The following is a 13,221-nucleotide window of genomic DNA, read 5'->3' as shown; positions in this document are numbered from 1 at the left end:
AAGCGCGTGAGTTCCCTTCCTGCACTGTTGGTTTTGGAGGATGGGCGCGTTTTCCGTGGCCGTTCCTTCGGCGCCGAGGGCGAGACCTTCGGCGAGCTGGTCTTCTCGACGGGAATGTCGGGCTACCAGGAGACGCTCACCGACCCCAGCTACCACCGCCAGGTTGTGCTCTCCACCGCGCCGCACATCGGCAACACCGGCTGGAACGACGAGGACGACGAGTCGCAGAAGATCTGGGTGGCCGGTTACATCGTCCGCGACCCTGCTCCGCGCCCGTCGAACTGGCGCGCGAACCGCTCCCTGGACGACGAGATGCGCGCGCAGGGCATCGTCGGCATCTGCGGGGTCGACACCCGCGCCATCACCCGCCACGTCCGCGAGGGCGGTGCGCTGCGCGTCGGCATCTCCACCGTCGAGACCAACCCTGAGGCGCTGCTGGAGCGTGTCCGCGCCATCGCCCCGATGGCGGGTGCGGACCTCACCTCGGACGTCACCACGCCCGAGGGTTACGTCGTTCCGGCGGTGGGGGAGAAGCGATTCACCGTGGCCGCCATCGACCTCGGCATCAAGTCCATGACGCCCACGAACCTCGCCGCCCGCGGCATCGAGGTGCATGTGCTCCCGGCGTCGACGACCATCGACGACATCCGCACCCTCAACCCCGACGGCGTGTTCTTCTCCAACGGCCCCGGCGACCCGGCCACGGCCGACGGCCCCGTCGCGCTGCTGAAGGACGCGCTGGCCGACGGCTTGCCCTACTTCGGCATCTGCTTCGGCAACCAGCTGTTCGGGCGCGCGCTCGGGTTCGGCACGTACAAGCTGAAGTTCGGCCACCGCGGCATCAACCAGCCGGTCGTCGAGCGCACCACGCGCAAGGTGGAGGTCACCGCGCACAACCACGGCTTCGCCGTCGACGTCCCCACGGATCGCGAGAGCGACACCCCGTATGGCCAGGTCACCGTCTCCCACGTTTGCCTGAACGACGACGTCGTCGAGGGCCTCGAACTCCGCCGCGACGGCCGCCTCGTCGGCTTCTCGGTGCAGTACCACCCCGAGGCCGCAGCCGGCCCGCACGACGCCAACTACCTCTTCGACCGCTTCGTCGACATCATGTCGGCCGGAAAGGACGCCTGATGCCCCGCCGCACGGACATCTCCTCGATTCTCGTCATCGGGTCGGGCCCGATCGTCATCGGCCAGGCCTGTGAGTTCGACTACTCCGGCACGCAGGCGTGCCGCGTGCTGCGTCAGGAGGGGTTCCGGGTCGTCCTCGTGAACTCCAACCCGGCCACCATCATGACCGACCCCGACTTCGCCGACGCCACCTACGTCGAGCCGATCACGCCGGAGTTCGTCGAGCGCGTGATCGCCAAGGAGCGCCCCGACGCCGTCCTCGCCACCCTCGGCGGCCAGACCGCGCTGAACACCGCCGTCGCGCTGCACGAGAACGGCGTTCTTGAGAGGTACGGCGTCGAGCTGATCGGCGCATCGATCGACGCCATCCAGCGCGGCGAGGACCGCGAGCAGTTCAAGCGCATCGTCGAGGCCATGACCGACATCCCGGGCGGTGCCCCCGAGGTTGCGCGCTCGGCCATCTGCCACTCGATGGACGAGGTGCTGGCCGCCGCCGAGCAACTCGGCTACCCCGTGGTCGTGCGCCCTTCGTTCACGATGGGCGGCGTCGGCTCCGGCTTCGCCCACAACGAGGCTGAGCTGCGCAACATCGCCGGCGCGGGCCTGGCCGCCAGCCCCGTCACCGAGGTCCTGATCGAGGAGTCCATCCTCGGCTGGAAGGAGTACGAGCTGGAGGTGATGCGCGACAAGGCAGACAACGTCGTCATCATCTGCTCCATCGAGAACTTCGACCCGATGGGCGTGCACACCGGCGACTCGATCACCGTCGCCCCCGCGATGACGCTCACGGACCGCGAGTACCAGCGCATGCGCGACGTCGGCATCGGCATCATCCGCGCCGTCGGCGTCGACACCGGCGGCTGCAACATCCAGTTCGCCGTCAACCCGGTGGACGGCCGCATGATCGTCATCGAGATGAACCCGCGCGTGTCGCGGTCGTCGGCGCTGGCGTCGAAGGCCACCGGCTTCCCGATCGCCAAGATCGCCGCGAAGGTGGCCGTCGGCTACACCCTCGACGAGATCCCCAACGACATCACCCAGGTCACGCCGGCCAGCTTCGAGCCCAGCCTCGACTACGTCATCGTCAAGGTGCCGCGGTTCGCGTTCGAGAAGTTCCCCGCCGCGGACCCCTACCTGACGACGCACATGAAGTCGGTCGGCGAGGCCATGGGCATCGGCCGCAACTTCACCGAGGCCCTCGGCAAGGCGCTGCGCTCGCTGGAGGATCCGAAGGCGCCGTTCACCTTCCAGACCCCGAAGGAGTCGGTCGAGGAGCTGCTGGCGACCATCCAGCGGCCGTTCGACGGCCGGATCCAGCTGGTGATGAAGGCGCTCGTCGCCGGCGCCACCGTCGAGCAGGTGTTCGAGGCCACCAAGATCGACCCCTGGTTCCTTGACCAGATGGTGCTCATCCTCGACGTCGCTCGCGAGGTGCAGCGCGCCGACGATCTCACGCCCGAGCTGCTGTTCGAGGCCAAGCGGCACGGCCTGTCCGACGCGCAGATCGCGGGGCTCCGCAGCCTCAGCACCGAGGTGGTGCGCGGCGTCCGCTGGGCGCTCGGCATCCGCCCGGTCTACAAGGCGGTCGACACCTGCGCCGGCGAGTTCGCCGCATCGACGCCGTACCTGTACTCGTCCTACGACGAGGAGTCCGAGGTGCCCAGCCGCACCAAGGAGGCCGTCATCATCCTGGGCTCCGGGCCGAACAGAATCGGCCAGGGCATCGAGTTCGACTACTCCTGCGTACACGCGACGCTCGCCCTGCGCGAGGCGGGCTACGAGACCATCATGGTCAACTGCAACCCGGAGACGGTCTCGACCGACTACGACACCTCGGACCGCCTGTACTTCGAGCCGCTGACGGCCGAGGACGTGCTGGAGATCTACCACGCGGAGACGAAGGCGGGCCCCGTCGCCGGCGTCATCTGCCAGCTCGGCGGACAGACGCCGCTCAAGCTCGCGCAGACGCTGAAGGACGCGGGCGTGCCCATCGTGGGCACTTCACCAGAGGCCATCAACCTGGCGGAGGAGCGCGGCGCCTTCGGCCGCGTGCTCGCCCGCGCCGGTCTTCCTGCCCCCAAGCACGGCATGGCGACCACCGCGTCGGAGGCGAAGGCCATCGCTCGTGAGATCGGCTATCCGGTGCTCGTGCGTCCCAGCTACGTGCTGGGCGGCCGCGGCATGCAGATCGTCTACAACGACGACGCCCTCGAGACCTACATCGCGAAGGCGACCGAGGTGAGCGAGGACCAGCCCGTGCTGGTCGACCGCTTCCTGGACGACGCCGTCGAGATCGACGTCGACGCCCTCTACGACGGCACCGACCTGTACATCGGCGGGGTCATGGAGCACATCGAGGAGGCGGGCATCCACTCCGGCGACTCAGCCTGCTCGCTGCCCCCGATCACCTTGGGCGATGCCGTCATCGAGCAGATCCGTCACTACACGCGCGAGATCGCCGACGGCGTGGGCGTGCGGGGCCTGCTGAACATCCAGTTCGCGCTGCACGCCGACACGCTCTACGTCCTGGAGGCCAACCCGCGCGCCTCGCGCACCGTGCCGTTCGTCTCGAAGGCGACCAACACGTCGCTCGCGAAAGCCGCCGCGCTCCTGATGCTGGGCAAGAGCATCGCGGAGCTCCGCGAGTCCGGATGGCTCCGCCGCGAGGGCGACGGCTCGACGCCGATCCCCGGCGCGCCGGTGGCCGTCAAGGAGGCCGTGATGCCGTTCAACCGGTTCCGCACCACGGCGGGCGCCTTCGTCGACACGCTGCTCGGCCCCGAGATGCGCTCGACGGGCGAGGTGATGGGCCTCAGCGACAACTTCGGCACCGCCTACGCCAAGGCCGAGTCCGCCGCGGGAGGAGCGCTGCCGACGAGCGGCACGATCTTCGTGTCGATCGCAGACCGCGACAAGCGCCACGCCATCTGGCCGATCAAGCGCCTCGTCGACCTCGGCTTCCGCGTGCTCGCCACCCGCGGCACCGCTGCGGTCCTGCGCCGCAACGGGATCGCCGCCGACGATGTGTTGAAGCTGCACGAGCGCGCCGACGGCGATGCCGCGCCGAGCATCACCGACATGATCACCACCGGGCAGATCGACCTGATCTTCAACACCCCCGAGGGCACGGGCGACTCCGGTGCCAACACCCGCGAGGACGGCTACCACATCCGCACCGCGGCCGTGCTCGCCGACGTGCCGCTGGTCACCACCGTCCCGGGTCTTGGCGCGGCGACCCAGGGCATCGAGGCGCTGCAGCGCGGCGAGGTCGAGGTCGGGTCGCTCCAGGAGTGGGCCGCACGGTGACGACGCTCGGCACCAGGGCGCTGCGATCCGCGTACCACGTGGCCCGGTTCGGGCTCTTCCGCTACGGCGGGGGAGACCCGGAGCGGGTCCACGAGGCGATGATCGGCGCGCTGGCCCGGGTGCCCGCGGGCGCCCGCGCCCGCACCGTCGACCCCGTCACGGTCGCCGGCGTCCGTTTCCCGAACAGGATCGGCCTGGCCGCCGGGCTCGACAAGGACGGCGTCGCGGCGCACGCCTGGGCGCGGTTCGGGTTCGGCTTCGCCGAGCTCGGCACCGTCACCGCCCACGCCCAACCGGGCAACGACAAGCCGCGTGTCTTCCGCGCTGTCGAGAGCCGGGGCATCGTCAACCGGATGGGCTTCAACAACCACGGTGCCGCTGCGCTCGCCGACACGCTCAGGGCCAAGGGCGTCGCCCGCGGCAACGGGGCCCTCGGTATCCCGCTCGGCATCTCGCTCGGCAAGACGAAGGCGACCCCGCTGGAGGAGGCTACCGACGACTACCTCGCCTCGCTGCGCCTGCTCGCCCCCCTGGCCGACTACATCGCGGTCAACGTCTCCAGCCCCAACACGCCGGGGCTGCGCAGCCTGCAGGCGGCCTCGGAGCTGGCGGGGCTGCTCGGCGCCCTGACCGACGAGGCCGCGCGGCTGTCGTCGCGGCCGGTCCCCGTGTTCGTGAAGCTCGCGCCGGACCTCGAAGGCCCGGACCTCGATGAGACCCTCGCCGTCATCAACGACTCCGCGGTCTCCGGCGTCATCGCCACCAACACAACGCTGTCGCGCGAAGGCCTCGCCGCTGCCGACGCCGTGCTGGCCGCCGAGGCCGGCGGCCTCAGCGGCGCACCCCTGACCGCGCGGGCGCTCGCCTTCGTCGAGCGGCTCGCCGCGGCCACGGAGCTACCCGTGATGGGTGTCGGCGGCATCATGACACCGGCCGACGGCGCCCGCATGTTCGACGCCGGGGCCGCTCTCGTGCAGCTCTACACCGGATTCATCTACGAGGGGCCGGCGCTGATCCGCGGCCTCCAGGAAATCAGGAGGCCCGCATGACCACCTACGCCGATCGGCTCGCCGCCCTCACCGCCGCGCGCGGCAGGCTGTGCGTCGGCATCGACCCGATGCCGTCCGTCCTCGACGCCTGGGGCCTCTCCCACGACGTCGACGGCCTCGAGCGCTGCGCCCGCGGCATCGTCGAGGAGCTGGGCGGCACCGTCGCGGTGTTCAAGCCGCAGTCGGCGTTCTTCGAGGCCTACGGCTCGCGTGGCGTCGCCGTCCTGGAGCGCGTCCTTGCCGACATCCGCGAGGCGGGCGCCCTCAGCATCCTCGACGTCAAGCGCGGCGACATCGGGTCGTCGATGGCCGGCTACGCCGCGGCGTTCCTCGGCGCCGATGCGCCGATTCGGGCCGACGCCATCACCGTCAGCCCGTACCTCGGCGTCGGCTCGCTGACCCCGGCCATCGAGGCCGCCGTCGCAGGCGGCCAGGGCCTCTACGTGCTCGCCCGCACCTCCAACCCCGACGGCGGCACCATCCAGCTTGCCGACGCGGGGGGAGCGACCGTCGCGCAGCACGTCGTCGACAGCGTCGCCGCGCTGAACCCCGCCAACGACTACGCGGTCGGCCTCGTCGTCGGTGCCACGCATCGCGACCCGGGCTGCAACCTCGACGCCTTCAACGGCTCGATCCTCGCACCGGGGGTCGGCGCGCAGGGCGGGACGATCGACGGCCTCCGCGAGGTGTTCGGGCCCGCGCTGCCGCACGTGTTGCCGACCGCCAGTCGCGAGGTGATCGGGCACGGCCGCACCGCTCTGGTCGAGCGTGCGAGGGCACTGATGTCCCTCTGAATCAACCAAAGTGAATCTCGAAATTCGAAACCGGGCGATGACCGGCTAGATTGCCCCTACCGTGGCCGTCAGACCGCGGCCAAACCGCAAGCGAGTAGGGGTTTATCATGGCGATTCCTCAATTGAGCGAGGAGCAGCTGCAGGCTGCGCGTGAGGCGGCGACGCAGGCGCGCCGCGCCCGAGCCGACCTCAAGGAGCAGGTGAAGTCCGGTGCCGTCAGCTTCACCGACGCGCTGGAGAAGGCGGCCGACGACGACACGCTCTCCCGCATCAAGGTGGTCGACCTCCTGCGCGCCCTCCCGCGCGTCGGCGTGACCCGCGCGGCGGAGATCATGGAGAACCTCGCGATCGCCCCGAACCGCCGCATCCGCGGCCTGGGCCGGCACCAGGTCGAGCGGCTCGGCGAGCTGCTCGGCTGACCAATGCCCTAAGCTTCCACGGGTGAGTGGATCAGGCGTCTGGGTGATCTCCGGCCCTAGCGGGGTCGGCAAGGGCACGGTGTGCGCGCGGCTGCGCGCCGCGCATCCCGAGGCGTTCTACTCGGTGTCGATGACCACGCGGCCCGCGCGGCCGAACGAGGTCGACGGCGTCCACTACCGCTTCGTCGGTGTCGATGAGTTCCGCCGCCTGATCGACGAGGGGGAGCTTCTCGAGTGGGCCGTCGTGCACGGCGTCCACTACTACGGGACGCCAAAGGCCCCGGTCGAGGCGGCGCTCGCCGCCGGCCGCGCCGTCGTGCTGGAGATCGATCTGCAGGGGGCCCGGCAGGTCAAGAAGAACCTCCCCGAGGCTCGGCTCGTGTTCCTCGAGCCGCCCAGCTGGGAGGTGCTCGTCGACCGGCTGCGGGGCCGGGGCACCGAGGACGAGGCCGCGCAGGCCCGCCGCCTGGAGACGGCGCGGCGGGAGATGGAGGCGCGTTCGGAAGCCGATCACCGCATCGTCAACGTCGAGATCGAGGAAACCGTCGCCGCTTTGGTAAGCTTGCTTGGCCTCGCATGCGACCCCCTTATCGAAGGATGACATTGAATACCCAGCCAGAGGGCATCACGAACCCGCCCATCGACGACCTGCTTGAGGACATCGACTCCAAGTACCGCCTTGTTCTCTTCGCCGCCAAGCGCGCGCGCCAGATCAACGCGTACTACTCGCAGCTCGGCGAGGGCCTGCTCGAGAACGTCGGCCCCATGGTGCCGGCCGCTCCCGAGGAGAAGCCGCTGTCGATCGCGCTGCGCGAGATGAACGCCGGCATGCTCCAGTTCACGGAGATCGACCCGGCCGCCGAGGAGGCAGCCCGGACCACCGAGATCGATCCGTCCTTCTCGTTCGTCGATCCGTTCGCGGACAACGACGCCGCGTCGTAAGTCACACCTCTCGACGCTCCCCATTACCGAGGGGCGGCTTGTTGCCGCCGACTGAAACCTCGCTGACTGCGGCTTGCTGCCGCGATAGGAGTGCTCTCATGAGCCGTCTCTTCACATCGGAGTCCGTGACCGAGGGTCACCCGGACAAGATCGCCGACTCCATCTCGGACGCCATCCTCGACGCGCTGCTCGCCGAGGACGCCCAGTCTCGGGTCGCCGTCGAGACCCTCGTCACGACCGGCCTCGTGGTCGTCGCCGGCGAGGTGACGACGGAGGGCTACGCCGACGTCGCGTCGATCGCCCGCCAGCGGATCCTCGACATCGGCTACGACTCGTCCCACAAGGGGTTCGACGGCGCGTCGTGCGGCGTCACCGTTGCCCTCGGCAGCCAGTCGCCGGACATCGCGCAGGGCGTCGACGACGCCTACGAGCACCGCGTGGGCTCGGATGAGGACGCCATCAACCGGCAGGGTGCCGGCGACCAGGGCCTGATGTTCGGTTTCGCCTGCGACGAGACGTCGGCGCTGATGCCGCTGCCCATCGACCTCGCTCACCGGCTCTCCGAGCGGCTGAGCGCGGTGCGAAAGGATGGGACCCTCGACTATCTGCGCCCCGACGGCAAAACCCAGGTCACCGTCCGCTACGACGCCGACGGTCATCCGGAGGGCATCGAGACCGTCCTGGTCTCCACCCAGCACGCCGAGGAGGCGACGGCCGCGCAGCTCACCGCCGACCTCACGGCTCAGGTGATCGAGCCCGTCCTCGACGCCTACGGCTTCGCGCTCCCCGATCGGGTCCTCGTGAACCCCACCGGCCGCTTCGTCATCGGCGGCCCGATGGGCGACGCGGGCCTCACCGGCCGCAAGATCATCGTCGACACCTACGGCGGCATGGCCCGCCACGGCGGCGGCGCGTTCTCTGGCAAGGACCCGTCGAAGGTGGACCGCTCTGCTGCGTACGCGCTGCGCTGGGTCGCGAAGAACGTCGTCGCCTCCGGCTTGGCGTCCCGCTGCGAGGTGCAGGCCGCCTACGCCATCGGTGCGGCGCACCCCGTCGGCTTCTACCTCGACACGTTCGGTACGGCCGTCGTTCCCGAGGAGCAGATCCGCGACGCCGTCCTCGCCACGTTCGATCTCCGCCCCGGAGCGATCGTCCGCGACCTCGACCTGCTGCGGCCCATCTACAGCGACGTGACGGTCTACGGTCACTTCGGCCGCGAGCTGCCGAACGCCACCTGGGAGCGCACGGACCGGGCCGCGGCCCTGGCGGCCGCCGTCAAGGGATAGACCTTGCTTGTCGCGCGGGTCGCCGTCGACGTCCCTCTGGCCCACCTCGATCGCCTCTTCGACTACGAGGTGCCCGAGGCTCTGGCGGAGGCGGCCGTCGTCGGCGCCCGCGTGCAGGTCCGGTTCAGCGGCCAGCAGCAGCGCGGCTGGATCGTCGAGTTCGCGGACTCGTCCGAGCACCCGCAGCTCGCGAAGCTCGGCAAGGTGATCTCGGCCGAGCCCATCGTCACGCCCGCGGTCTACGAGATGATCCGCGCGGTCGCGGACCACTACGCGGGAACCTGGCCCGACGTCGCCCGCCTCGCCATCCCGCCGCGCCACGCGTCGACGGAGAAGGCCCCCCAGCGCGAATGGCCGGAGCCGCGGTCCGCGCCCGCGCCGTCGGTCCTGCCGGGGTACCCGGCGGGCAGTTCCTTCCTGGACGCGGTCGCCGCGGGCCGGTCGCCGCGCGCGCTCTGGCAGACCGCCGCCGTCGCGGGCGGCCCCGGAGACCTCCTCGGCGGCGTCATCGAGGCGGTCGACGCCGCGCTGCGCTCGGGCCGCTCCGCGCTCGTCGTCTTCCCCACGGTGCGCGACCTCCAGCGCGCCACCCCGCGCTTCCACGAGGTCTTCGGCGCGGGCGCCGTCGGCAGTCTCGCCTTCGAGGCCGGCCAGTCGGCGCGCTACCGCGCCTACCTCGCGGCCAGCCGCGGCCAGGCACGCATCATGCTCGGCACCCGGGGCGCGTCGTTCGCGCCGTTGAAGGACCTCGGGCTGATCGTGGTCGTCGACGACGGCAACGACGCCCACTCCGACCCGCGCACCCCGCACCCGCACAGCAGGACGGTCGCGGTGCTGCGCGCGGCGCACGAGTCGGCGGCGCTGCTGCTGGCCGGGCACGGCCGCTCGACGGACGCGCAGGCGTTGCTCGAGCGCGGCTGGCTGGGCGACATCAGCCTCCGTCCCGACGACGCCCGCCGGGTCTCCGCACCGGTGCGCGCCGTCGGCGAGCTCGACCGCGACCGCGATCCCACGGCGGCGCGCCTGCGCATCCCCTCGGTGGCGTTCCGCTTCCTCCGCGACCACCTGGCCCAGGGGCCGGTGCTCGTCCAGGTGCCGCGCGTGGGGCATTCGGCGTCGCTGCGCTGTGCCCGCTGCCGCAACGTCGCGCGCTGCCCGAAGTGCTCCGGCCCGATGCGCGCCCGCCGCCGCGACCTGCCCGAATGCGCCCTCTGCGGCTTCGCGCCCGCGCGCTGGAACTGCCCCCACTGCCACACGTCCGAGCTGTCGACGACGCTGCCCGGCGCCGCGCGCACGGCCGAGGAGCTGGCGCGCGCCTTCCCCGGCGTGCTGGCCGTCAACAGCTCCGCGGATCGCATCCGCGACGAGGTTCCGGACCAGCCCGCGATCGTGGTGGCGACGCCTGGGGCCGAGCCGCCCGCGCCGTCGGGATACGCCGGCGTCTTGATCCTCGACGCGGACGTCACGCTGGCCCGCGCCGACTTCCGCGCGGGCGAGGAGGCGGTGCGGCGCTGGTCGGAGGCCGCGGCGCTGGCCCGCTCGCCGCACGACGGTGGGTCCGTGCTGATCGTGGGGGAGTCCACGCATCCCGCGGTCCAGGCGATGGTGCGCGCCGACCTCGCGGGCTACATCGAGCGCGAGCTCGCCGACCGCTCCGATGCCGGGCTCGTGCCCGCGGTCAAGCTGGTCCGGATCGTCGGTGACGGCGACGCCGTGCGCGAGTTCCTCGACAACGACGACTGGGCCGGGATCGAGCTGCTCGGCCCCACCGAGGTCGGCCCGGAGCGGTGGGCTGCCCTGCTGCGCGCGCCGCTGGAGGCCGCGCGCGAGCTGACCCGTAGGGTGAAGCACGCCGCGGCCATCCGCTCGGCCCGTAAGGAGCGCGGCCTGCTCAGCATCACCGTCGACCCCGAGACCCTGGAGGACAGATGAGGCTCGTCTTCGCCGGCACGCCCGAGGTGGCGGTGCCCGCCCTCGACGCGCTGGTGGCGTCGTCGCACGAGGTCGTCGCGGTGCTGACGAGGCCCGACGCCCCCGCCGGGCGCGGGCGCAGGCTCACGCCGTCGCCCGTGGCCGCACGCGCAGAGGAGTTGGGCATCGAGGTGCTGAAGCCCAGCCACCCCCGCGAGCCGGAGTTCCAGGCGCGGCTGCGCGAGTTGGCGCCCGACGCGTGCGCCGTTGTGGCCTATGGGGCGCTGCTGCCGCAGTCGGCGCTGGACATCCCGCCGCATGGCTGGGTGAACCTGCACTTCTCACTGCTGCCGCGATGGCGAGGCGCGGCGCCCCTGCAACGGGCGATCATGACGGGCGACGACGAGATCGGCACGGCCTGCTTCCGGATCGTGCGCGAGCTGGACGCTGGCGACGTCTACCTGATGGAGGCGCGCCCGATGCCCGACGCGACGGCGGGGGAGGTTCTGGCGTCCCTCGCGGTGTCGGGGGCGCAGCAGCTCGTGCGGGCCATGGACCTGGTCGAGGAGGGCGCGACGCCGACACCGCAGCCCCTCGACGGCGTCACGCTGGCCGCCAAGATCACGGTCGACGACGCGCGGCTCGACTTCGCGCGCGGGGCGGGCGAGCTGCGGAACCAGGTCATGGGCTGCTCGCCGGACCCGGGCGCCTGGTGCGAGCTGGACGGGCAGCGGTTCAAGGTGTTCCGCGCCCGCGTCGGCGGCCCCGAGGGCCTCGCGCCGGGCGAGCTGGCGGCGACCAAACGCGAGCTGTTCGTCGGCACCGGCGACGGCGCGCTGGAGCTGCTCGAGGTGCAGGCGCCGGGCAAGCGCCGCATGCCCGCCATCGACTGGGCGCGCGGCGGCGTCGTCGGGAAGCGCCTCACGTGAACGCGCCCAACCCGCGCCGGGTCGCGTTCGACGTCCTGCGTCAGGTGACCGGCGAGGACGCCTACGCCAACCTCTCCCTCGCCAAGCGGCTGGCGCACGCGCACCTCGAGTCCCGCGACGCCGGGCTGGTCACCGAGCTGGTCTCCGGCACGTGTCGCCTGATGGGCACCTACGACCGGGTGATCGAGAAGGCGTCCGGGCGCCCGCTCGGGAGCCTCCAACCCGCCGTGGTCGACCTGCTGCGGCTCGGCTGCCACCAACTGCTCGGGATGCGGGTCAAGAAGTACGCCGCCGTCGGGTCCACCGTCGACCTGGCCCGCGCCACGGTCGGTCAGCGCGTGACCGGGCTCGTCAACGCGATCATGCGGAAGGTGTCGGCCCGGACGCTCGAGGAGTGGACCGAGGCGATCGCGGCGGGCGAGGACGAGATCGGCGCGCTCGCCGTGCGCGGCCACCACCCGCGATGGATCGTGGAGGCCTATGCCGACGTCCTGCCCCGCGCGGAACTGGCGGAGGCCCTGGCCGCGAACAACGCCGCGCCGCGGCCGAGCCTCGTGCTGCGGCCCGGACTCGCGGAGCCGGCCGAGCTGGAGGACGCGGAGCCCACGCGCTGGTCGCCGTTCGGCGCCACCGCCGCGGGCGCGCCGGCGGATCAGCCCGTGGTGCGCGACGGCAGGGCGGGCGTGCAGGACGAGGGATCTCAGCTCGTCGCGTGGGCGCTGGCCCGCACCGCCGCGCCGCACGGCCCCTGGCTGGACATGTGCGCGGGCCCGGGCGGAAAGGCGGCGCTGCTGGTCGGTCTCGCCCGCCAGGCGGGCACCTGGCTGCTCGCGAGCGAGGCGCAGGAGCACCGCGCGGGCCTGGTTCGCCGCGCGCTCTCGGCCTATCCCGACGGCTGGACCGTCATCGCCGCCGACGGCACCAGGCCTGCCTGGGCGACGCGCGGCGCGGACGCCGACGGCGGCTTCACGCGGGTGATGGTCGACGTCCCGTGCTCGGGCCTGGGCGCGTTGCGGCGTCGGCCCGAGTCCCGCTGGCGTCGTCGCCCGGACGACGTAACCGCGCTCGGCGAGCTGCAGCGCGCCTTGCTTCGCACCGCCCTCGACTCGGTCGCGCCGGGCGGCGTCGTCGCCTACGTGACCTGCTCGCCGCACCGCGCGGAGACCGTGGAGGTGGTCGACGACGTCCTCGCCGAGCGCCCCGAGGTCGCGAGGCTCCGCGCCGCCGACGCCCTGCCGGAAGTCCCGGACTGCGCCGTCGGGGATGACGTCCAGCTCTGGCCCCAGCGCCACGGCACCGACGCGATGTTCCTTGCCCTGCTGAGGGCATAGCAGTCCGGCCCCTGCCGCTGCCATGTTGCGATTTGGCAGAAGTCCCAAGCGCTGTGCGGATGGGCGACTCAAGGTGCTACGGTGCAGCTCAGTAGTCGTTTCAGGTATCGATAGGAGCCCG

At 71.8% G+C, this 13,221-nt stretch carries 11 protein-coding genes; all 11 read left to right on the top strand.

Annotated features, from left to right (window positions below):
* Positions 1-6: 6 nt before the first annotated feature.
* Positions 7-1,134, top strand: coding sequence for a glutamine-hydrolyzing carbamoyl-phosphate synthase small subunit (gene carA, locus IPJ61_RS08950; protein WP_297105901.1), 1,128 nt, complete (start codon positions 7-9; stop codon positions 1,132-1,134).
* Positions 1,134-4,439, top strand: coding sequence for a carbamoyl-phosphate synthase large subunit (gene carB, locus IPJ61_RS08945; protein WP_297105897.1), 3,306 nt, complete (start codon positions 1,134-1,136; stop codon positions 4,437-4,439). Before carA ends, carB begins: the two co-directional genes overlap by 1 nt.
* Positions 4,436-5,488: a quinone-dependent dihydroorotate dehydrogenase gene (locus tag IPJ61_RS08940; protein ID WP_297105894.1), complete on the top strand. Its 1,053-nt coding sequence runs from the start codon at positions 4,436-4,438 to the stop codon at positions 5,486-5,488. The genes carB and IPJ61_RS08940 overlap by 4 nt, the downstream gene beginning before the upstream one ends.
* Positions 5,485-6,282 carry an orotidine-5'-phosphate decarboxylase gene (gene pyrF / locus IPJ61_RS08935; RefSeq protein WP_297105890.1) on the top strand — a complete coding sequence of 266 codons (798 nt, stop codon included), beginning with the start codon at positions 5,485-5,487 and terminating at the stop codon, positions 6,280-6,282. Before IPJ61_RS08940 ends, pyrF begins: the two co-directional genes overlap by 4 nt.
* Positions 6,283-6,389: 107 nt before the next feature.
* Complete coding sequence (gene mihF, locus IPJ61_RS08930; protein WP_297105888.1) at positions 6,390-6,701, top strand: integration host factor, actinobacterial type; 312 nt, start codon at positions 6,390-6,392, stop codon at positions 6,699-6,701.
* A 22-nt stretch (positions 6,702-6,723) separates the two neighbouring features.
* Positions 6,724-7,302 carry a guanylate kinase gene (gene gmk / locus IPJ61_RS08925; RefSeq protein ID WP_297105885.1) on the top strand — a complete coding sequence of 193 codons (579 nt, stop codon included), beginning with the start codon at positions 6,724-6,726 and terminating at the stop codon, positions 7,300-7,302.
* Entirely contained in the window at positions 7,299-7,643 is a 345-nt protein-coding gene (gene rpoZ, locus IPJ61_RS08920; RefSeq protein ID WP_297105883.1) for a DNA-directed RNA polymerase subunit omega, read from the top strand. Before gmk ends, rpoZ begins: the two co-directional genes overlap by 4 nt.
* Before the next feature lie 98 nt (positions 7,644-7,741).
* Positions 7,742-8,929 carry a methionine adenosyltransferase gene (metK, locus tag IPJ61_RS08915; RefSeq protein ID WP_297105880.1) on the top strand — a complete coding sequence of 396 codons (1,188 nt, stop codon included), beginning with the start codon at positions 7,742-7,744 and terminating at the stop codon, positions 8,927-8,929.
* A 3-nt stretch (positions 8,930-8,932) separates the two neighbouring features.
* Complete coding sequence (locus IPJ61_RS08910; RefSeq protein WP_297105877.1) at positions 8,933-10,861, top strand: primosomal protein N' family DNA-binding protein; 1,929 nt, start codon at positions 8,933-8,935, stop codon at positions 10,859-10,861.
* Entirely contained in the window at positions 10,858-11,769 is a 912-nt protein-coding gene (gene fmt / locus IPJ61_RS08905; protein WP_297105874.1) for a methionyl-tRNA formyltransferase, read from the top strand. The genes IPJ61_RS08910 and fmt overlap by 4 nt, the downstream gene beginning before the upstream one ends.
* Positions 11,730-13,100 carry an RsmB/NOP family class I SAM-dependent RNA methyltransferase gene (locus tag IPJ61_RS08900; RefSeq protein WP_459251292.1) on the top strand — a complete coding sequence of 457 codons (1,371 nt, stop codon included), beginning with the start codon at positions 11,730-11,732 and terminating at the stop codon, positions 13,098-13,100. Before fmt ends, IPJ61_RS08900 begins: the two co-directional genes overlap by 40 nt.
* The last annotated feature ends 121 nt before the right edge of the window (positions 13,101-13,221 follow it).

The sequence above is a fragment of the Tessaracoccus sp. genome (genome assembly GCF_016714275.1).
GTDB lineage: Bacteria > Actinomycetota > Actinomycetes > Propionibacteriales > Propionibacteriaceae > Arachnia.
The sequence above is the reverse complement of the archived record's forward strand: the minus strand, read 5'-3'. Positions and strand labels throughout refer to the sequence as shown.